Source organism: Aestuariispira ectoiniformans (assembly GCF_025136295.1).
In the GTDB taxonomy this organism is placed as follows: domain Bacteria; phylum Pseudomonadota; class Alphaproteobacteria; order UBA8366; family Aestuariispiraceae; genus Aestuariispira_A; species Aestuariispira_A ectoiniformans.
Map to the genome: position 1 here is coordinate 2,583,332 of NZ_CP062788.1, position 18,707 is coordinate 2,602,038.

Below are 18,707 nucleotides of genomic sequence, written 5' to 3' on the forward strand. Positions count from 1 at the left end.
CAATCGACGACGGGCATTTGCGATTTCTAACAGAGTTCAGCTCGAAAAAAAAGACACTTGTATATTGGATACAATATTCACTATGATGCTAGCCACCACTGATATATCAGATGGTGATGTGGTCTTAAGAATGAAAATCAAGGGAGGCGACAATGAGAAAGACTTTGAAAACTCTTGGGGGAATTACCGCATTTGCTGTGCTGGCTGTCTCGGCGGCAGGCAGTGCGCAGGCGGACAAATTAGACGATATTATTGATTCAGGTGAACTGCGTTGCAGTGTCACTCTGGATTTTCCGCCGATTGGATATAGGGATCAGAACAACGAGCCGGCTGGTTTTGATGTCGAATACTGCAAGGACATGGCCAAGGCCCTTGGCGTGGATGCAGTGATCGTCGACACACCTTTCCCGGACCGTATTCCGGCCCTGGTTTCCAACCGTGCGGACATTTCCATTGCCAGTGCATCCGATACGCTGGAGCGGGCAAAGACGGTGGCCTTTTCGGTGCCGTATATTGCCTATACCAACCGGGTCGTGACCCGCAAAGATACCGGGATTCAGAATTTTGACGATCTGAAAGGCCGTAAGGTCGGGGGTGTTTCCGGTACTACGCCGGAGCAGAATTTCCTGGAGCACTATAAAAACTGGGGCAATTCGGGGGGCGATTATGTGTCCTACCAGTCGGATTCGGATCAGTATCTGGCATTGGCGCAGGGCAAGATCGACGCCTTTGTGACCGCATCGACAACGGCGGCAACGCTGATGAACAGTGGCAAATACAAAGACTTTGCGGCTGTGGGCGAGGCACCGTTCCCCGTCGATATCTGCGGCATCATGGTGAACCGTCATGAATATGGCTTGCTGAACTGGGTGAACCTGTTTGTGAACCGTCAGGTTCGTAGCGGTCGCTATCAGGAACTGTATGAACAGTTTGTCGGTGGTGAAGCGCCGAAACTGGCGGTGTCGGGCGTCTATTACTAAGCCCTGTTGTATCGGGGGAGAGGGGCTTTTGCCCTTCTCCCTCAAATATCACTCCTTCGAATGAGGAGAGCGTTTCCGTGATTGACTATTCCTTTCACTGGGGGCCGGTCTGGAAGGCGATGCCCGCCTTGCTAAAGGGCGCGCAAATCACTTTGGAAATTACGGTTTTGTCGATGATTATCGGCACAATCCTGGCCGTCTTCCATGCCCTGGGACGGCAGTCGAAGAATAAGACTGTTTACGGCCTTGCCACTGGTTGGGTCGAACTGGCCCGTAATACGCCGAGCCTGTTCCAGATGTATATGGCCTATTTCGGCCTGGGCACTATTGGGCTGCATCTGGATTCTTATACGGCGGTCCTATCTGCCCTGGCTTTCAACAATGCCGGTTATCTGGCGGAAGTGCTGCGAGGCGGTTTCAATGCAGTGCCCAAGACACAGATGGCGGCGGCGCGATCACTGGGTATGAACCCGTTTCAGGCCTATTCCCGCGTTATACTGCCCCAGGTTTTCCGCGTTGTTTTCTATCCGGCGACAAACCAGATGATGTGGGCACTGTTGAATTCGTCCCTGGGCATGATTGTCGGGTTGAAGGAATTGACGGGGGCCACGGCCTTCCAGCAGTCGCTGACCTTCCGGTCCTTCGAATTCTTCTTTGCAGCGGCCGTCATGTATTACGTGATCGCGAAGATCGTCACTATGGGTGCGCGTCTGGCCGCACGCCGGTTGTTCCGGGGGTAGGGCGATGTATTCAGGTTTAAGTTTCAATGATCTCTACTATATGGCGGAAGGTGCCGGGCGAACGGTTTACCTCGCGATCTGGTCCATCACGCTTGGTACGGCCCTTGGCCTGTTGCTTGGCTGGATACGGGCAAAGACGGCGCGTAACCCGATCGGCAATCTTCTCTTGGCGGGTTATCTGGACATTTTCCGCAGTATTCCGCTCATCATTCAGTTCATCCTGTTTAACAGCATTGCCGCTGTGGTCGGTGTTCCGATGGACCCCGTGACCTCCGGCATCGTCGTTCTGACTTTGTATATGGGCGCCTACTGCGCGGAAATCGTCCGTGGTGGTTATGATGCGGTGCCGCTGCCGACGCGCCGGGCAGGGCGGTCGCTGGGCATGACCTATTGGCAGGATTTACGCTATGTGGTGCTGCCTTTGGGCCTGCGGACGATCTTTCCGGCCTGGATCGGGTTGGTGGTCGGTGTCGTCAAGGATACTGCACTCGTTGCCGTTCTTGGTTATATCGAGCTGCTGCGTGCCTCCCAGATCGTGATTACCCGTACCCAGGAACCGATTCTGGTCCTCAGCGGGGTTGGCATTTTCTATTTCGCGATCTGCTTCCCGATTTCCCAATACAGTAAACGCCTTGAGCGGAGAATGGCGATATGATCTCCATTGAGAATGTAAATAAATCCTTTGGTTCCCTGAATGTCCTGACCGGCATCGATCTGGAAGTCCATAAGGGGGAGGTGCTGAGCCTGATTGGGCCCAGCGGTTCCGGAAAATCCACATTACTACAGTGCATTAACGGCCTGGAACCGATCCAGGGCGGCAAAATTGTGGTGGATGGAATTTCCGTTCACGACAAGAAGACCGATCTGAACAAGCTGCGCCGGCATATCGGCATTGTTTTCCAGCAGTGGAATGCCTTTCCCCACCTGACAGCGCTTGAGAATGTTGCGCTGGCGCCGCGTGTCGTCCTCAAGGTCAGCCGGAAGGAAGCGCTGGAGCGGGCGCGTGCGCAGTTGGACAAGGTCGGATTGGGGGACAAGGCCGATGTCTTCCCATCACGTCTGTCCGGTGGACAGCAGCAGCGTCTGGCGATTGCACGCGCGTTGGCCATGGACCCGGATTATATGCTGTTCGACGAGGTGACATCCGCCCTGGACCCGGAACTGGTTGGTGAGGTTCTCGACACCCTTCGCATGTTGCAGCGCGATGGCATGACCATGATTGTGGTCACCCATGAGATTCCTTTCGCCCGCGATGTATCTGACCGGGTGGCCTTCTTCCATTCCGGTGTCATCTGTGAACTGGGCGCGCCGGATCAGGTGATTGATAATCCGCAGGATGAGAAAACAAAGAAATTTCTTCGCAATATCAATTGATTAAAAGTAACTCCTGGTACCCAAAGATACTTCCGACTTTCCCGGGCGAGGTGCTCACCGCCCGGGACTTTTTTTATCCAGAATTTGTTGCAGAGCACATGCGGCCTGATCGGCCATGTCGGTGGGGACATTCGTGAAATTGAGTAACAGGCCGGAGCCCGTATAGTTGTCGCTGGAGCCGCGACTGACAAAATCCGCGGCGAGGCCCTGATCATAGGACGCTTTGGACAAAGCACGGTCGTCTGTGCCGGGCGGCAGCATCGCCATGATATGCATGCCGCCCTGACAAAGATCCATGGTCAGAGAGGGGCAATGCTGTATCAGCGCATCATGCAGCGCCTGACGACGTTCGCCATAAAGCTTTCTCATGCGTTTGATATGGCGGGCGAAAAAGCCTTCGGCCATGAAGGTCGCGACGGTGGACTGTATCAGGGGGGAAGGCGGCGGCAGAAGCAGGTCGGCGATGCTTCTCATCCGGTCAACCATGTGAACCGGCACAACGAGATAGGCTATACGCAGCCCCGAAAACAAAACCTTGCTGAATGTCCCTGCGAAGAATACGCGGTCCTGACTGTCCAGGCTTTTCAGGGCGGGCAGGGGCGGACCGGTGTAACGGAACTCGCTGTCATAATCGTCTTCAAGGATGTAGGCATCGGCCTGACCGGCCCAGGCGAGAAGCTCCTGTCGGCGCGGAACGGGCATTGTCACGGTCGTTGGAAAATGATGGGTCGGTGTCACCAGGGCCAGTCTGGCGTCCGGTGCCTGGGCACAGGCAAGCGCGATTTGCAGGCCTTCATGGTCAACGGACACCGGTGTGACTTTGCCTCCCAGCCGCTTGATGGCATCTATTGCGCGAAAATATCCCGGGTCCTCCATCCAGACCTTATCATCCTTGTTCAGGATCGCCTGACAGACCATGGTTATTGACGCCTGATAACCGGCGGTAATGAAAATCTGGTCGGGCAGGCAGGAGATTCCGCGTGATAGTTTCAGATAGCCGGCGATTGCGGTCCGCAAAGGCCAGAAGCCAATGGGATCCTGATGGTCCAGGTTGGCAATGGGGAGTTGCCGTGCCATGCGCCCCGCAATTCGGGCCCAGCTCTTTCGCGGGAAGGCATCAAGGGCAGGCAAGCCCATCTGAAAGAGGCCCGGTTTGCCGGCAATGAAGGTCTGGTGGGGAAGTGAAGTCTCCTGCGGAGGGCTTGCGGCGGGTTCCGTGGTTTGTGCGGTCAGATTGTGGGGAACAAATGTGCCCGCGGTGCTGCGCGTTTCCAGGTATCCTTCGGCGATAAGTAACTGGTAGGCATGATCGACCGTACCCCGTGCGATCCCTAACTGACTGGCATAGCTGCGGGCGGAGGGAAGACGCCCGCCCGACGGAAGATGCCCCGTCAAAATCTCATCCCTGATACGGCTGTATATGTCGCGGTAGGTAGGTTGCATGCTGTCGGTCCGGATCAAACTTCAATTGGCATAGTATTTAATGCAAAAATTGGATCATTTAAATGGTCCAATATACCCTTATGTCTTGGTCGAACATTTTTGAATTTTGACAATGTCCAAAGGAATACTGCCATGCAGGACCGTATTGACCGCAATGCCTTCTATGCCTTGCAACCCGAATTGCCCAAGGCCCTTATCAGGCTTGGACAGCTTGGGGTCGAGGCCGGACTGGAGAAAACGTTGGTTGAACTTGTGAAAATCCGTGCGTCTCAACTGAACGGCTGTGCCTTCTGCCTGCACATGCATTTGGCCGATGCGCGGAAATATGGGGAGGATCAGGAGCGCCTTGATGTTTTGGCTGCCTGGAGGGAAGTTCCCTGTTTCAGTGAGCGCGAACGTGCGGCCCTGACCTGGACCGAGGCTTTGACACAGGTTGCGGAAGATGGAGTTTCCGATGATGCCTTTTCTCAGGTGAGAGCGCAGTTTAATGATGCGGAACTTGCCGGGCTAACCTCGGCAATTGTTGCGATTAATGGTTGGAACCGCATTGCGGTCGGCTTTCAATTTTCGCCTGATGTGAAGCAGTTGCAGGCCGCAGAATAATCGCTGTGGCAGGACGCCTGGAACTCGGTTGCGGGCGTCCTATTCCTTGTCGTGTTTTTCCGCGAGGTAGGCGACCAGGGAACGGCCTGCATTTAGAATGTGGTCTTCCAGCAGCTTGCAGACTTCTTCTTTCTTGCCCTCCCGGCACAGGCGCAGCATTTCGCGGTGTTCATCCTGCGCACGCCGGACGCCGTCCGTGAATTGCAATTGCATGCGCGTATAGCGGTCGACCTTTTGTCCTAGGCTGTTGATAATTGCCATTGTTTGCGCGCGATCAGCCTTTTCAAACAGACAATTGTGGAACATGCGGTTCAACGCACCCCATTGTGCAACATCGCCCTCCGCCAAAGCTTTGTCATAGTCGTCCAGAGTTTTCTCTGCACTGTCGAAGTCCGCTTCCGTGAGGCGTGGAAGGGCCGTTGCCAGGAGTTTGGGCTCCAGAGCCGCACGAATTTCGAAAAGCTCTTCCACTTCCTTGAGCGATAGTGAGGCGACGACCGCGCTTCTATGGGCCTGGGAAATGATAAGGCCTTCTGCCTCCAACTGGCGTAGGGCTTCGCGGACGGGGATACGGCTTACATCATACTTCTTGGCGATGGCATCCTGGCGAAGTTGCTCGCCTTCGGGGATGTCGCCATTCAGGATGGCCTCCCGGAGAACTTCCACCAATCCCTCCGCCACGGTCTGACGCTTGAACATACCCACCTGGATCCTTTCACATAGAAATGCGCTTGTTGTGGAAAACTGTATACAATTTTGAACTCCCGAAGGCCAGCCCTTGAGGCGGTGTTGACTTGTCTTGCGGATGTCTTGGATTTTATCAAATTTTTCAGCCATTTCGTCTACGTATATAAATATTGAGGCTGAATTCACTTCCCGGCACAATTTCGAATGTAAAAGTGTAGGTGAGCCGGGATGAAACGGAACAGCAAACTAAGCAGATTTTTTGGCTTGAAGCGATTGGCCCAGGATGACAGTGGGGCGACGCTGGCTGAATTCGCGCTGGTTGCGCCGGTTCTGGCCTATCTGATCCTCGGCTCCTTTGAATTTGGTGCCATCATGCTGACCAATACCCTGATGGAAGGGGGCCTGCGGGAAGCATCGCGTTACGGCATCACCGGCCGGGAGGAGAGCGGCGAAGACCGCTTGACCACCATTCGCAATATCATCGACGAACATACGCTCGGGCTCGTTAACATGGATGATGCCAAGATTGATGTGCGCGTCTACGACAAGTTCGGTTCCATCGGCGATGGCGAACCGTATATCGATGGCAATGGCGACGGCGACTATACGCCGGGCGAAAGCTTCAGCGACCAGAACGGTAATGGAGTCTGGGATGCCGACGTGGGACAGCAAGGCGCTGGTGAGGATGACGATGTAGTTCTGTACAGTATTGAATATGACTGGCCGATCATGACGCCAGCAATCGGGAAAATTATCGGCAAGGACGGCAAGTTCCCTTTGAAAGCGTCGATTGCGGTAAGGAACGAGCCATGGGAATGAGGATGAACCTGTTTTCCCGGATGTCATCTGTGCTCCGCCGGTTTGCGCACAACACTCGTGGCGTTGCGTCAATCGAGCTTGCCATTGCAATGCCTATCATGCTGACGCTGCTGCTTTCGGCGATGGAAATGACGCGCTATGTCATCATCCACCAGAAGGTTGAGCGTACGGCGGCGTCTATTGCCGACCTGGTTGCCCGTGAAGAGGTCATGACGGAGACAAAACTGTCCGATGTCTTCGAAATCACGGAGCAGATGCTGTCACCCTTCCAGAATGAAGCGGGGACGCTTGTCATCGTTTCCTCTGTTACCCAGGACACAAACCAGAACCCGGAAGTGAGCTGGCAGCGAAGCTGGGGCGGGGGCAATGTCGGCAGCAAGATTGGCAGCGAGGGAGGGGATGCTACACTTCCAGGCGATATGACCATCAAGGATGGTGACAATGTAATCGCCGCCGAAGTTTACTATGATTTCAAACCGGTCTTTATGCCGGATATTCTGGGGGCCAATACGATATACAAACGTGCGGTGTATCGTCCGCGTTTCTCCAGCCTCGCTTCGATCCTCAATAACTAGAGAATTGTTGTCATCTTGTCGGGCCGACTGGATATTGGTTAGATATACGTACCAACCAACGTATAGCTGGCCCCGCCCATCCTCGATTTGAAATGGGCGATGCCGGGCGCGTTGATCGGGTCCACCCCGCCAAGGTCCAGGGAGGTGAAACCCATCTCCTTCAATCCAAGCAGCGCTTCCCATAACAGGCGGTTGGTCGTGTGCAGGCTGCGTCCGTCATCCGAGGTCCAGGCCACCTGGTAGGTCGCACTTTGCCCATGCAGCAAGAATAACACGCCGCTAATGGTCACGCCCTTGTGCCGTGCGGTCACCGTGAAGGTTTTCTCCGGCGGAATATCGGCCAGAATGGCGGCGGAGGGACCAGTAAAGCGCGCCATGTCCCTGTGCTGCTCGTACTGGTCCAGGAGCCAGTCGAAATCCGACCCGAAATGGATTTCCAGATTGGCCCGTTCCGCCTTATTCAATTGGTTGCGCCATTTCGGATGCAACTGGCTGCGCAAGTCGTCGGCCGAATGGGTAAGGTCTATCCAATAGGTTTGATATCCTGCAAACAGACGCAGTAGACCGCTATTTGACAGGAAATGCTTGGCTTCGCTGCTGTCTGGCAACTCCGGTTGAATGGAAAGCCATAGCCCTTTTCTCAGGGGATAGCGTGTTTTTATCTCAGTTAGAATGCCGGTGACTGTATCTGGCGGCAAGGTATGAGCATATAGCGGCCCCCTGAGTATCCGAATGGACCGAAGCCCAAGGATGTGGGGCTTTATAAAAGCCTGAACGAGGCCAACAGCCTTTGTTCCGTTGCGGATCAGCGCCCGATCGAGCGACATCCCCTGGGCCTTTGCTGCCGCCCGTCCAAAATCCCAATCCTGAAGGGGATTGCTGTATTGAATTTCGGCCAGGGTCTGCTCCCATTCCTCACGATTGACGTCATTCCAATCGAGACGGGTCTCAGTCATCACACAGTCCACTCTGTCATGTCTGGTGGATCGGATTCCTGGCGGGCCATCCTGCTGCTCCTCAATGGCTGCAAAACGCTTGAGCCTTATTTATACCTCATTTTCCAATTTCGAGGCTATGCCCAGCCGGGGTATTTCAATTTTCGGGCAGCGGTTCATCACCACTTTGCATCCTGACGCCTCGGCTTTTTCCGCAGCCGCTTCGTTGACGACCCCCAATTGCATCCAGATCGTGCGGACATTCACGGCGATTGCCTGGTCGACAATTGGTTCGACCGCATCGGAAGCGCGGAAGATATCCACCATATCAATGGGAATGGGGATTTCCGCCAATGTTGCATAGACCGTTTCACCCAGGATTTCCTTCCCCGCATGCCCCGGATTGACCGGGATAACGTTGTAACCGAAATCCTTCAGAAAACGCATGACTTCAAAGCTGGGGCGTGCCGGGTTGGCGCTTGCCCCGACGATGGCTATGACCTGTGTCTCTTCCAGAATGCCTCGAAGAAATCCGTCTGCGTAGAAATCGCGGTCGTGGTCCCGGTCCACGCCTGTATCCCGTATTGTATCGTGCGGCATGGTCATTCACCGGTCCTGAGTAGTTGGCGGTTCCCTATAGCGGCCTGGCTCAGCGTAATGTAGGTATTCAATCTGTTCGATGTCAGATGGGCAACCTTGTACGTGTCCCTAAGAGGGAGTGCCGGTTCCAGGCTATTGGGGGCTGTTGTCATTTCATTTCTGCTCTATAGTTCCCTGTAATAGAACAAACTAATGCAAATTGTTCCGGGTGGGAATATGGCGTCGCAGAAATTGGGGAACAGGGTAATGTCAGATAGAAAACCGCTGATCACGCAGGAAGAATTCGAAGTAATCCGTGATCAGGATGCACCTTTCACGGAATATTATGGGTTTGTCACGGAAGAGATCAGCCATGGCGGATGTGTGGTTCGCCTGCCGTATGACCTGAAACATGTACGTCCGGGGGGGACCATCTGCGGTCCCGCAATGTTCGCATTGGCTGACTATTCCATGTGGCTGGCGGTTCTGAGTGCCGTCGGGAAGGTCCCGTTGGCTGTGACGACCAATATGAATATCAACTTCCTGCGTAAGCCACGGGAAACGGATCTTCTCTGCCATACCCGTCTGATCAAGCTGGGCAAGCGATTGGCGGTAGGCGACATGACAATCATCGCCGAGGGGGATGTAGAGCCCTGTGCGCATGTAACGGGCACCTATTCCGTGCCACCGAACAGGGACTAGGTGATGGCGATAGTGCCGTTATACGGTGAAAAATAAGCGAATTTAGAGGGTAATATTTGCGGTATTATAATACCAAAATTATAAGCCTTTGAATTTGTTATGTTATTTTGAATCAAAACTGATTGACTGTAACTTCGGCTTCCCATAAAACTCGCTCCGCAAGGTGATGATCTCAATCTCACCGCCGAGTTTTCTTTTTTAACCACTAAGCCGAGGATACGAGAAGGCATGAAAACCTACTCGATGAAGGCCAGCGAGATCGATAAGAAGTGGATTCTGATCGACGCAGAAGGTCTCGTATTGGGCCGCTTGGCCGCAGAGGTCGCTAAGATCCTGCGTGGCAAGCACAAAGCCACCTACACACCGAACATGGATTGCGGCGACAACGTGATCATCGTCAATGCGGAAAAGGTTGCTCTGACCGGCCGCAAGCTGACGGACAAGAAGTTCTACTGGCACACCGGTCACCCGGGCGGCATCAAATCCCGCACCATGGGTCAGATTCTGGAAGGCCGCTTCCCGGAGCGCGCGATCCAGAAAGCCGTTGAACGCATGGTCCCGCGCGGCCCGCTGGGTCGTCAGCAGATGAAAAACCTGCGTGTCTATGCCGGTGCTGAGCACCCGCATGAAGCACAGTCGCCGGAAGTGCTGGATCTCGCCAGCCGCAACGCAAAGAATAAGCGGAGCTAATCATGGCTGAAGAAACCATTAAGGATCTGTCCCAGCTGGGTGACGCAGTTGCCTCCCAGGGTGGTGAATTGGCAGCGGCTCCGGCTGAACCGAAAATCGACGAGCTGGGCCGCGCTTATGCGACCGGCAAGCGTAAAAACGCTGTCGCTCGTGTCTGGATCAAGCCGGGTAGCGGTAAAGTGGTCGTCAACGGCCGCGAACTGAACACCTACTTTGCTCGTCCGGTTCTGCAGATGATCATTCAGCAGCCGTTCGAAAAAGCAGAGCGTTCCGGTCAGTTCGACGTGATGGCTACTGTTACCGGTGGCGGTCTGTCCGGTCAGGCCGGTGCCGTTCGTCACGGTATCTCCAAGGCTCTGGTCAACTACGAACCGGCTCTGCGCCCGGTCCTGAAGGCCGTTGGCTTCCTGACCCGCGACAGCCGTGTCGTCGAACGTAAAAAATACGGCCGCAAGAAAGCTCGCCGTAGCTTCCAGTTCTCCAAGCGTTAATCGCCGGACGAACGAAGCAACGTTCTTTGGAAAGGCCGCCTCCGGGCGGCCTTTTCTTTTTGTGTGTTATATTTTTGGGTGAATGAGGGAAGAGGATGAGGAAACTGTTAGAAACAGGCTGGTTCTGTTGGGCGTCAGTTCATTCGTGGTATGTCATGGTATCAAAATACTTTGCGGCTTCCTGAACAAAGGTCCGAATCCGTTCCAGTTGCCGGCCGCTGCTGTTGTACAAAAGGGATAGCGGGCTGCTGCCGATTGTGAAATCGGATAGAAGGGGCATGAGCCGTCCCTTGCGGATATCTTCCGCCACATCCAGATAGGATTTGAAGGCAATCCCTTTACCTTCTGCGGCCCAACAACGGATCATTTCACCATTGTTGGAGGCACGGTCCCCACTGACTTTCACTTCCTGAATACCGTCTCCATCGGCAAAGGGCCAACGGTCCATGGGCGTGCGATCCCGCAACAGGATGAGGCAGTTGTGGTGGAGCAGGTCTTTCGGTGTTGCGGGTTCTCCATGTTTTTCCAGATAGGCGGGGGATGCGCAGGGTGTCCGCCAGTTATCCAGCAGCTTCCGGGCGATCATGCTGCTGTCATTGAGCATCCCATAACGGAAAGCGAAATCGAAGCCATCGCCTGTCAGGTCAACGGGTTGATCGCTGAGGACAAGGTCTACGGTGACGCATGGGTGGCGGTAGATGAAATTGTCGGCCAACTTGCGAATATGATGATGCCCCAGGTCGTTAGGGGCACTGATGCGCAGGTGACCACGAATATCGCCCTGCTGTGCGGCGAGGTCGGAGACCAGTTGGTCAACCTCCGGCAAAACACGTTGGCAGCTTTGAAGAAAGGTCTCGCCTGCGGGCGTCAGCGACATGGAACGGGTGGAGCGCACCAACAATGGCGCGCGCAGATAGTCCTCCAGGTTTTTCAGCCGTTGGGTGGCGCTGGCAGGTGACAGGCCCAGCTCCCGTGCGGCCCCGGCGAGGCTCTGGTGTGAGAGGATGCTCACAAACAGTTTCATATCGGAAATCAGGTCCATGTCATTTCCAATTATTTAGATATCGTGAATTCATAAGACAATATTATACGTATTATTTTAATTAGAGAAATCGACGAATGTTGCGTGGTCCAAATTTCCAGGAGGAATGATCCATGACGGCTCAACTTTTGTTTTCTTCTCACTCGGTGGGTGCGATTTCGGCGCAGAACCGTATTGTGATGGCACCGATGACCCGCGCCCGTAGCAGTCAGCCGGGCGACATCCCCAACGCCATGATGGCGGAATATTACGCACAGCGCGCAAGTGCAGGCATGATCGTGACGGAGGCGACACAGATTTCCCGCCAGGGACAGGGATACAGCTTCACACCCGGTATCTACAGCGAGGAACAAATCGAAGGCTGGAGGAAAGTTACCGAAGCTGTCCACGCAAAAGGCGGGAAGATCGTTCTACAGCTCTGGCATGTGGGTCGTATGTCTCACGAAAGTTTCCATGATGACGGCAAGCCGGTCGCGCCCTCCGCACTGGCACCGAATGCGCAGGTCTGGGTGGTTAATCCGCAAACAGGCGAGGGAGAGATGCTCGATTGCCCCGTGCCGCGCGCCCTGACCTTGCAGGAGATCGACGCGATCATTGGTGATTTCCGGCAAGCTGCCCGAAACGCAATGGATGCCGGTTTCGACGGCGTCGAAATCCACGGGGCCAACGGCTACCTGATAGATCAGTTCCTGCGCCGTACGGCCAATATCCGCAAGGATGCTTATGGTGGTTCAATAGAGAACCGTCTGCGTTTCCTGCGCGAAGTGGTGGATGCGGTTGCTGATGTTGCCGGACCGTCCCGCACGGGCATTCGACTGGCGCCCTATATCACACAACGTGGCATGAACGATGACCAGATTATCGAGACGATCCTGCAAGCCGCCCGGTATCTGGATCAGGCGAAACTTGCCTATCTGCACCTGGTTGAGGCGGATTGGGATGATGCTCCTATCGTGCCGGAGAGCTTCCGCCATGACCTGCGGGCAGCCTATTCGGGGACGATTATTGTTGCGGGCAACTATGATCAGTCAAAGGCGGAACGTATCGTTGCGGATGGATTGGCTGATATGGCGGCCTTTGGGCGTCCGTTTATTGCCAACCCCGACCTGCCGCGCCGATTTCACGATGGGCTGCCTTTGAGCGCATTTGACGGTTCGACATTATTCGGCGGAGACGCCCATGGATATACGGACTATGGGGAGGCGTGAGGAGGTGAGGGGGCAAAATGCCCCCTCATGCCTTACCAGCCTTCGACAACCAATTTGCCGACCATGCTGCCGCTTTCCACTTTTTCATGGGCGGTTTTCAAGGTTGCTGCATCAATCGGGGACAGGGTTTCTGCAAGCGTTGATTTCAGCTTGCCGTCGTTCAGAAGTCTGGATGCCTCGTTGAGAAGCTGGCGTTGTTTATCCATGTCATCTGTCTGGAACAGGGAACGGGTGAACATCAACTCCCAGTGGACTGTGATGCTTTTCAGCTTGAACGGCATAATATTCAGATTGTCCGGGTCATCGATCACGGCGATATGGCCTTGCGGCGCGATGATTTCCGGATAGGTAGGCAGGTGCGTCTCCGTTGCGGTCAGGGTGGCGATATAGTCCACTTGTGGCATGCCAACACGGGTCAGTTCCTCGCCGAGGGGCTTGCGATGGTCGATCACATGATGTGCCCCCATCTTTTCCACCCAATTGCGGGTCTCATCGCGAGAGGCTGTGGCGATGACCGTCAGGTCCGTGAGCTGGCGGGCCAGTTGGATCATGATTGAGCCTACGCCGCCAGCGCCACCGACGACCAGGAGGCTTTTGCCTTTGCTGTTTTCTGCTGTGAGGCCAAAGCGGTGAAACAGGATTTCCCAGGCCGTGATGGTGGTCAGCGGCAGGGCGGCTGCCTCTGCATCGGTCAAAGATGCAGGTTTATGACCGACAAGGCGTTCATCGACCAACTGGTATTCTGCGTTGCTGCCGTCACGATTGATTGCACCGGCGTAAAAGACGTCGTCGCCCGGCTTGAAATGCTCGACGGCATCGCCGACGGCTTCAACCTGGCCGACCGCGTCCCAACCCAGAATGCGCGGTGTTTCAAGTTGGCCGTCGATTCGGCTGCGGACTTTGGTGTCGACGGGGTTTACGGAAACCGCGCGGACCTTGATCAGAAGGTCGCGTGGCCCGGGGACTGGTTTGTCTGCTTCGAACTCGAAAAGGCTTTCTTCGTGGGAAATTGGATGTGCCTGAAGGGCGCCGATCGCTTTCATGATACTATTGCTCCATATTCTTGTCGCTGGTGTCGGAGCCATTCAGATTGTACATATAAGCAACGGGCGCAAGAACGCACAATTTTGTCCGATAGGCACAACAAGGAGCCTAGGTAACCAAATGGATACTGTGAAAAAACTCAATCGGCATGAGCGTTACGATGGTCCGGCCTGTCCGGTTGCCGCGACATTGGAACTGATTGACGGCAAGTGGAAGGGATCGATCCTGTTCCATCTGCTGGGTGGAACGCTGCGCTTTAACGAATTGCGTCGTTTTATGTGCAATGTCTCCCATCGTGTCATTACCAAACAGCTTCGCGACCTTGAAGAAGCTGGCCTTGTGCATCGCGAGGTCTACCCAGAGGTACCGCCACGGGTTGAATATAGCCTCACGCCCCTGGGTCGGTCGTTGGAGCCGGTTATCCGCAGCCTCGAAGACTGGGGGGCAGACCTTTTGGGGCGTGACCGTCCAATTTCATCGGAACGGGCAGCGGAATAGGGAAGGGGGCCCCTCCCTATCCAATGTTTTCTTTAGAGAGCTTTGAGATAGCGAACCGGGCGACCGGGCGCGACGGCATTCACCGCGTGGGCGATGGCGTTGGCATCTATCCCGTGATGTGCGTGCAGGTCCGTGAGGGTGCCGGACTGCCCGAAATGTTCCACCCCCAACGGCTTGACCCGGTGGCCATAGACCGAACCCAGCCAGCTTAACGTCGTGTGATGCCCGTCCAGGACGGTCACAAGGCCTGCATCGCGGGGAACCTGTGACAGCAGGCGTTCGATATGACTTTGCGCATGGACTTTGCCACGCTGGCGGGCACGTTCGGCGGCATGCCATCCGGCTGTCAACCGGTCGGCGGATGTGATTGCCAGCAGGGCGACCCCGCGGCGGTCTTCGCCAACCAGCCCCGTTGCTTCTATGGCGTTGGGGGCGACGGCGCCGGTGAAGGCAATCACCGCCTCGCAGGCAGGCCCCGGCGGGCGCAGCCAATAAGCGCCATCGACGATGTCCCGTTCCATGGCAGGGGTGATGTCTCGTGAAATCTGCTCCACAGGGCGTGTGGACAGGCGCAGGTAGACCGAGCCGCCTTTCTCGTCGCGCAGCCAGTTATCCTCGCTGGCCGGGTCTTCACCATCCCGCTGCATATAATCAAAGGCCCAGCGCATGATGACGGCCAGTTCGTCCACATGGGCCGGTTCGAAATAGGCCAGGCCGTCTTGGGCCATGCCGATCAAGGGCGTGCCGATGGACTGATGTGCACCACCTTCCGGGGCCAGCGTGACGCCGGACGGAGTTGCAACCAGCATGAAACGCGCATCCTGATAGCAGGCGTAATTCAACGCATCGAGGCCGCGCGCGATGAAAGGGTCATAAAGTGTGCCCACAGGAAACAGCCGTTCCCCGAACACTGAGTGAGACAGGCCTGCCGCCGCCAGCAGGGTGAAGAGATTGTTTTCCGCAATGCCCAGTTCCATATGCTGGCCGCCGGGCCGCATCTCCCATTTCTGGGCAGAGGGGATTTTCTCATCCTTGAATGTGTCGGCGAAGGTTTCATGCGCGAACAAACCTCGCCTGTTGATCCAGCCGCCCAGGTTGGTGGAGACGGAAACATCCGGCGAGGTGGTTAAGATTCGGGAGGAGAGGTCGCTGTCGGCGCGGCTCAACTCCATCATGATCTTGCCGAAGCCTTCTTGCGTGGAGGCGGTTTTGCCGACCGAAAAGGCGAGTTTCTCGGGAACGTCGACTTTGTCGGCCTGAAAGCGTCGCGCCCCTTTGGCGTTGAACGGAGCCTTGTCGAGGAAGCTCTGCAACTTCGCAGCGGTGTTTTGAGCGCCTTCGAGGGGTTCCCACTCCCGACCATGTCCGACACGGCAGCTTTCGCGCAGGGTTTCCATCTGATCCGGTGTCATCAGCCCGGCATGGTTATCCTTATGTCCTGCCAGCGGCAGGCCAAAGCCCTTGATCGTATAGGCAATGAAACAGGTCGGTCTGTCGTGGTCTATTGACCGGAAGGTTTCAGTCAGAAGACGCAGGTCGTGACCGCCCAGATTGGTCATGAGCGCTTCCAGCGCGTCGTCGCTGTGTCTGCCGATCAGTTCAAGGGCTGCATTGTCGCCGGCGAAATCTTCTTCCATACGTTTGCGCCATCCGGCAGCGCCCTGGAAGGTGAGTGCGGAATAAAGCTGGTTCGGGCAGTTGTCGATCCACTGGCGCAGCTTTTCGCCACCCGGTTCCCTGAAGGCCTCCTGTTGAAGATAGCCATGTTTCAGGACAACAACGTCCCAACCGCAGGCCTCGAAAATACGCATGAAGCGTTCGTTCAGGCCCTCGCGGATGACACCGTCGAGGCTCTGGCGGTTATAGTCGATAATCCACCAGCAATTGCGCAGGTTGTTCTTGTAGCCTTCGATCAGGGCCTCATAGATATTGCCCTCATCCAGTTCAGCATCACCGACAAGGGCGACCATGCGGCCTTCAGGCATTTCCTTCGACCAGTCTTTTGCCCGGATAAAGTCCTGGACCAGGCTGGCAAAGGCCGTCAGGGCCACGCCCATGCCGACGGAACCCGTGGAAAAATCCACATCGTCGACGTCTTTTGTCCGGCTGGGATAGGACTGTGCGCCGCCGAAGGACCGGAAGTTTTCCAGGTTCTCCCGGGACTGGTTGCCCAGCAGATACTGGATTGCGTGAAAGACCGGGGAGGCATGGGGTTTTACCGCAACACGGTCTTCCGGCCTCAATACATCGAAATACAGGGACGTCATGATGCTGGTCAGCGATGCGCAGGAGGCCTGGTGCCCGCCGACCTTGAGCCCATCGGTCTTTTCGCGCAGGACGTTTGCATTATGGATCGTCCAAGAGGATAGCCAACGTACCCGTTCTTCCAAGTCGGTAAGAATGGAAATATCGGTTTTGCGGTTCGTTGCCATTATTGTTTCCTCCTGGTGACCCCTGTTATTTCGGTTTTCTTATGCTGCTTTGGCCTGGCCGGGTGACAGTTTGTCGAGAGCCTGGACTAGATCATTGATGATATCATCCGGCTTTTCCAGACCAACAGACAATCGGATCAGGCCGTCGGTAATGCCATGTTCCAGGCGTTCTTCCGGCTCATAGGTGGAATGGGTCATGCTGGCCGGATGCTGGATCAATGTTTCAGCGTCGCCCAGGCTGACGGCGCGTTTGATCAGGTTCAGGGCATTCATCATTTTGATGCCGTCTTCCAGATCGCCTTTCAGTTCAAAGGCGATCATGCCGCCGAACTGAGACATCTGCTTCTTCGCCAGTTCGTGCTGGGCGAAGCTTTCCAGGCCGGGGAAATAGACATTGCCGACCATGGGATGGGCGTCCAGTGCACGGGCGACCATATCAGCCGTTTCGCAATGGCGGTCCATCCGGATATGTAGGGTTTTCAGGCCGCGCATGATCAGCATGGCATTCATTGGCGACAGAACGGCACCGGTCATGTCTTTCAGGCCAACCAGGCGGACCTGCATAATGTCGTCGGCAGATCCGACAACGGCACCGGCAACCAGGTCCCCATGGCCACCCAGATATTTGGTGGCGGAATGAACCACCAGATCCGCCCCCAGGTCGATCGGGCGCGTCAGGTAAGGGGTGGCATAGGTATTGTCGACAACGACGCGGGCACCCTTGGTATGGGCGATTTTGCTGATCTCTTCGATATCGACCAGCCGCATATTCGGATTGGCCGGGGTTTCGAAGTAGACGATCTTCGTATCATCGGACATGGCCGCGCTCAGGTTTGCCGGGTCGCTCATATCCACATGGGTGATCTTGATGCCGAATTTGGTCAGACCGTGGCGCATGAACGCAAAGGTGCAGCCATAGAGCGTCTTGTCGACGATGATCTCGTCACCTGGGGCAATGAATGTCCAAAGCGTGGCGGTGATCGCACCCATGCCGGAGGCCGTGGACAAACCGGCCTCTGCGTTTTCAAGCGAGGCAAGGCGGCGTTCCAGAAGGTCCAGTGTCGGGTTTGAAATCCGGGTGTAGAAATGGCCCGCCCGTTCACCGGCAAACATTTCCGCGCCGGCTTCCGCCGTTTCAAAGGCGAAGGTGGAGGTCATATGAATCGGCGGCGTCAAAGCGCCTTCGTTTTCCTGCGCATCATACCCTGTATGGATCGCACGCGTTTCAAAACCCAGATTATCGTCATGTGTCATTGGAAGTCGCCTCCGGCAGTCTTTGTTTTTCATCTCTATTGGAATTTTATCGCAAAGGCGGCGCAATTGGTTTGCGAAGTGGAGGCTGATATGGGTAAATATTGGCAGATATTGCCAACATAGGGCATGGAAATGGATCAAACAGATCGCCGGATCGTCCGGGAATTGCAAAAAAATGCGCGGCTGACCAATAATGAGTTGGCGGAGCGGGTGAACTTGTCACCGTCGCCATGCCTGCGCCGGGTACGAAACCTGGAGCGCGAGGGTGTCCTACAGGGCTATACGGCGATTATCGATTATGAGAAATACGGTCTGCCGATCAGTGTCTTCGTCTCTGTCAAACTCCACGAACATTCCGAGGAGAGCGTCCAGGCCTTTGAGGCGTCGGTGAAGGACGTTGATGAAATATTGGAATGTTATCTGATGGCGGGATCACAAGACTATATGCTGCATATCGTAACACCCAGCCTGAAGGCCTATGAGCGCTTTATGAAAGAGACTCTGCACCGTATCCCCGGCATATCGGCAATCGAATCCAATTTCGCTATTGGGGTGGTCAAGCGCGCACACGATCTGCCGAGCCTGAGTTCATGAAGAAGTGGCCCCGCCTG

At 55.4% G+C, this 18,707-nt stretch carries 21 protein-coding genes; 13 read left to right on the forward strand and 8 right to left on the reverse strand.

Annotated elements, in window-relative coordinates:
• Window positions 1–152: 152 nt before the first annotated feature.
• The 4 genes from IF205_RS11990 (at window position 153) to IF205_RS12005 (ending at window position 3,094) form a co-directional block, all read left to right on the forward strand.
• Window positions 153–980, forward strand: a complete 828-nt coding sequence (locus IF205_RS11990; protein WP_259779602.1) for a transporter substrate-binding domain-containing protein — start codon at window positions 153–155, stop codon at window positions 978–980.
• A 77-nt stretch (window positions 981–1,057) separates the two neighbouring features.
• Window positions 1,058–1,720: an amino acid ABC transporter permease gene (locus IF205_RS11995; RefSeq protein ID WP_259779603.1), complete on the forward strand. Its 663-nt coding sequence runs from the start codon at window positions 1,058–1,060 to the stop codon at window positions 1,718–1,720.
• A 4-nt stretch (window positions 1,721–1,724) separates the two neighbouring features.
• On the forward strand, window positions 1,725–2,375 hold the full coding sequence (locus IF205_RS12000) for an amino acid ABC transporter permease (protein WP_259779604.1): 651 nt from the start codon (window positions 1,725–1,727) through the stop codon (window positions 2,373–2,375).
• Entirely contained in the window at window positions 2,372–3,094 is a 723-nt protein-coding gene (locus tag IF205_RS12005; RefSeq protein WP_259779605.1) for an amino acid ABC transporter ATP-binding protein, read from the forward strand. Before IF205_RS12000 ends, IF205_RS12005 begins: the two co-directional genes overlap by 4 nt.
• A gap of 54 nt (window positions 3,095–3,148) precedes the next feature.
• Here the strand turns inward: IF205_RS12005 and pdxR are convergent, their stop codons facing one another.
• The gene (gene pdxR, locus IF205_RS12010) at window positions 3,149–4,537 is read right to left on the reverse strand and encodes a MocR-like pyridoxine biosynthesis transcription factor PdxR (RefSeq protein ID WP_259779606.1); all 1,389 of its coding nucleotides are present in this window, start codon (window positions 4,535–4,537) and stop codon (window positions 3,149–3,151) included.
• 132 nt (window positions 4,538–4,669) lie between these two features.
• Here pdxR and IF205_RS12015 point away from each other — a divergent pair, with 132 nt between their 5' ends.
• Window positions 4,670–5,140, forward strand: a complete 471-nt coding sequence (locus IF205_RS12015) for a carboxymuconolactone decarboxylase family protein (RefSeq protein ID WP_259779607.1) — start codon at window positions 4,670–4,672, stop codon at window positions 5,138–5,140.
• A 39-nt stretch (window positions 5,141–5,179) separates the two neighbouring features.
• Here IF205_RS12015 and IF205_RS12020 read toward each other — a convergent pair whose 3' ends face one another.
• Complete coding sequence (locus tag IF205_RS12020) at window positions 5,180–5,839, reverse strand: GntR family transcriptional regulator (protein WP_259779608.1); 660 nt, start codon at window positions 5,837–5,839, stop codon at window positions 5,180–5,182.
• Window positions 5,840–6,091: 252 nt separating this feature from the next.
• On the opposite strand from IF205_RS12020, the gene IF205_RS12025 reads away from it, so the two are divergent.
• Window positions 6,092–6,646 carry a TadE/TadG family type IV pilus assembly protein gene (locus IF205_RS12025; protein ID WP_259779609.1) on the forward strand — a complete coding sequence of 185 codons (555 nt, stop codon included), beginning with the start codon at window positions 6,092–6,094 and terminating at the stop codon, window positions 6,644–6,646.
• A gap of 2 nt (window positions 6,647–6,648) precedes the next feature.
• Window positions 6,649–7,221, forward strand: coding sequence for a TadE/TadG family type IV pilus assembly protein (locus tag IF205_RS12030; protein WP_259779610.1), 573 nt, complete (start codon window positions 6,649–6,651; stop codon window positions 7,219–7,221).
• Window positions 7,222–7,259: 38 nt separating this feature from the next.
• Here the strand turns inward: IF205_RS12030 and IF205_RS12035 are convergent, their stop codons facing one another.
• Window positions 7,260–8,177 (reverse strand): lipid II:glycine glycyltransferase FemX, encoded by a 918-nt coding sequence (locus IF205_RS12035; RefSeq protein WP_259779611.1) that lies wholly within the window; start codon window positions 8,175–8,177, stop codon window positions 7,260–7,262.
• Between the two features lie 90 nt (window positions 8,178–8,267).
• Complete coding sequence (locus IF205_RS12040) at window positions 8,268–8,762, reverse strand: CoA-binding protein (protein ID WP_259779612.1); 495 nt, start codon at window positions 8,760–8,762, stop codon at window positions 8,268–8,270.
• Window positions 8,763–9,002: 240 nt separating this feature from the next.
• Between IF205_RS12040 and IF205_RS12045 the strand changes: the two genes are divergently transcribed.
• From IF205_RS12045 to rpsI, 3 genes are all read left to right on the forward strand, one after another.
• The gene (locus IF205_RS12045; protein WP_259779613.1) at window positions 9,003–9,437 is read left to right on the forward strand and encodes a PaaI family thioesterase; all 435 of its coding nucleotides are present in this window, start codon (window positions 9,003–9,005) and stop codon (window positions 9,435–9,437) included.
• 228 nt (window positions 9,438–9,665) lie between these two features.
• Window positions 9,666–10,127, forward strand: a complete 462-nt coding sequence (rplM, locus tag IF205_RS12050) for a 50S ribosomal protein L13 (protein WP_259779614.1) — start codon at window positions 9,666–9,668, stop codon at window positions 10,125–10,127.
• A 2-nt stretch (window positions 10,128–10,129) separates the two neighbouring features.
• Window positions 10,130–10,618, forward strand: coding sequence for a 30S ribosomal protein S9 (gene rpsI, locus IF205_RS12055; protein ID WP_259779615.1), 489 nt, complete (start codon window positions 10,130–10,132; stop codon window positions 10,616–10,618).
• Window positions 10,619–10,757: 139 nt separating this feature from the next.
• On the opposite strand, the gene IF205_RS12060 is transcribed toward rpsI, so the two are convergent.
• Window positions 10,758–11,660 carry a LysR family transcriptional regulator gene (locus IF205_RS12060; RefSeq protein WP_259779616.1) on the reverse strand — a complete coding sequence of 301 codons (903 nt, stop codon included), beginning with the start codon at window positions 11,658–11,660 and terminating at the stop codon, window positions 10,758–10,760.
• 113 nt (window positions 11,661–11,773) lie between these two features.
• On the opposite strand from IF205_RS12060, the gene IF205_RS12065 reads away from it, so the two are divergent.
• Window positions 11,774–12,868 (forward strand): alkene reductase, encoded by a 1,095-nt coding sequence (locus IF205_RS12065; RefSeq protein WP_259779617.1) that lies wholly within the window; start codon window positions 11,774–11,776, stop codon window positions 12,866–12,868.
• A 32-nt stretch (window positions 12,869–12,900) separates the two neighbouring features.
• On the opposite strand, the gene IF205_RS12070 is transcribed toward IF205_RS12065, so the two are convergent.
• Window positions 12,901–13,911 (reverse strand): zinc-binding alcohol dehydrogenase family protein, encoded by a 1,011-nt coding sequence (locus tag IF205_RS12070; RefSeq protein ID WP_259779618.1) that lies wholly within the window; start codon window positions 13,909–13,911, stop codon window positions 12,901–12,903.
• A 121-nt stretch (window positions 13,912–14,032) separates the two neighbouring features.
• Between IF205_RS12070 and IF205_RS12075 the strand changes: the two genes are divergently transcribed.
• Window positions 14,033–14,410 carry a winged helix-turn-helix transcriptional regulator gene (locus IF205_RS12075; protein WP_259779619.1) on the forward strand — a complete coding sequence of 126 codons (378 nt, stop codon included), beginning with the start codon at window positions 14,033–14,035 and terminating at the stop codon, window positions 14,408–14,410.
• Between the two features lie 32 nt (window positions 14,411–14,442).
• On the opposite strand, the gene IF205_RS12080 is transcribed toward IF205_RS12075, so the two are convergent.
• Both IF205_RS12080 and IF205_RS12085 read right to left on the reverse strand, forming a co-directional pair.
• Window positions 14,443–16,842, reverse strand: a complete 2,400-nt coding sequence (locus IF205_RS12080; protein ID WP_259779620.1) for a thiamine pyrophosphate-binding protein — start codon at window positions 16,840–16,842, stop codon at window positions 14,443–14,445.
• Between the two features lie 39 nt (window positions 16,843–16,881).
• Window positions 16,882–18,096, reverse strand: coding sequence for a methionine gamma-lyase (locus tag IF205_RS12085; RefSeq protein WP_259779621.1), 1,215 nt, complete (start codon window positions 18,094–18,096; stop codon window positions 16,882–16,884).
• A gap of 132 nt (window positions 18,097–18,228) precedes the next feature.
• Here IF205_RS12085 and IF205_RS12090 point away from each other — a divergent pair, with 132 nt between their 5' ends.
• Window positions 18,229–18,690, forward strand: a complete 462-nt coding sequence (locus IF205_RS12090) for an Lrp/AsnC family transcriptional regulator (RefSeq protein WP_259779622.1) — start codon at window positions 18,229–18,231, stop codon at window positions 18,688–18,690.
• Window positions 18,691–18,707 lie beyond the last annotated feature (17 nt).

Excerpts from the sequence above, each read along its gene's own strand:
- pdxR (WP_259779606.1), bottom strand. The coding sequence starts at position 4,537 with ATGCAACCTACCTACCGCGACATATACAGCCGTATCAGGGATGAGATT.
- IF205_RS12035 (WP_259779611.1), bottom strand. The coding sequence starts at position 8,177 with ATGACTGAGACCCGTCTCGATTGGAATGACGTCAATCGTGAGGAATGG.
- IF205_RS12030 (WP_259779610.1), top strand. The coding sequence starts at position 6,649 with ATGAACCTGTTTTCCCGGATGTCATCTGTGCTCCGCCGGTTTGCGCAC.
- IF205_RS12080 (WP_259779620.1), bottom strand. The coding sequence starts at position 16,842 with ATGGCAACGAACCGCAAAACCGATATTTCCATTCTTACCGACTTGGAA.
- IF205_RS12045 (WP_259779613.1), top strand. The coding sequence starts at position 9,003 with ATGTCAGATAGAAAACCGCTGATCACGCAGGAAGAATTCGAAGTAATC.
- IF205_RS12085 (WP_259779621.1), bottom strand. The coding sequence starts at position 18,096 with ATGACACATGACGATAATCTGGGTTTTGAAACGCGTGCGATCCATACA.
- IF205_RS12090 (WP_259779622.1), top strand. The coding sequence starts at position 18,229 with ATGGATCAAACAGATCGCCGGATCGTCCGGGAATTGCAAAAAAATGCG.
- IF205_RS12065 (WP_259779617.1), top strand. The coding sequence starts at position 11,774 with ATGACGGCTCAACTTTTGTTTTCTTCTCACTCGGTGGGTGCGATTTCG.
- IF205_RS12075 (WP_259779619.1), top strand. The coding sequence starts at position 14,033 with ATGGATACTGTGAAAAAACTCAATCGGCATGAGCGTTACGATGGTCCG.
- rpsI (WP_259779615.1), top strand. The coding sequence starts at position 10,130 with ATGGCTGAAGAAACCATTAAGGATCTGTCCCAGCTGGGTGACGCAGTT.
- IF205_RS11990 (WP_259779602.1), top strand. The coding sequence starts at position 153 with ATGAGAAAGACTTTGAAAACTCTTGGGGGAATTACCGCATTTGCTGTG.
- IF205_RS12060 (WP_259779616.1), bottom strand. The coding sequence starts at position 11,660 with ATGGACCTGATTTCCGATATGAAACTGTTTGTGAGCATCCTCTCACAC.
- IF205_RS12070 (WP_259779618.1), bottom strand. The coding sequence starts at position 13,911 with ATGAAAGCGATCGGCGCCCTTCAGGCACATCCAATTTCCCACGAAGAA.
- IF205_RS12015 (WP_259779607.1), top strand. The coding sequence starts at position 4,670 with ATGCAGGACCGTATTGACCGCAATGCCTTCTATGCCTTGCAACCCGAA.
- IF205_RS12020 (WP_259779608.1), bottom strand. The coding sequence starts at position 5,839 with ATGTTCAAGCGTCAGACCGTGGCGGAGGGATTGGTGGAAGTTCTCCGG.
- rplM (WP_259779614.1), top strand. The coding sequence starts at position 9,666 with ATGAAAACCTACTCGATGAAGGCCAGCGAGATCGATAAGAAGTGGATT.
- IF205_RS12005 (WP_259779605.1), top strand. The coding sequence starts at position 2,372 with ATGATCTCCATTGAGAATGTAAATAAATCCTTTGGTTCCCTGAATGTC.
- IF205_RS12000 (WP_259779604.1), top strand. The coding sequence starts at position 1,725 with ATGTATTCAGGTTTAAGTTTCAATGATCTCTACTATATGGCGGAAGGT.
- IF205_RS12040 (WP_259779612.1), bottom strand. The coding sequence starts at position 8,762 with ATGACCATGCCGCACGATACAATACGGGATACAGGCGTGGACCGGGAC.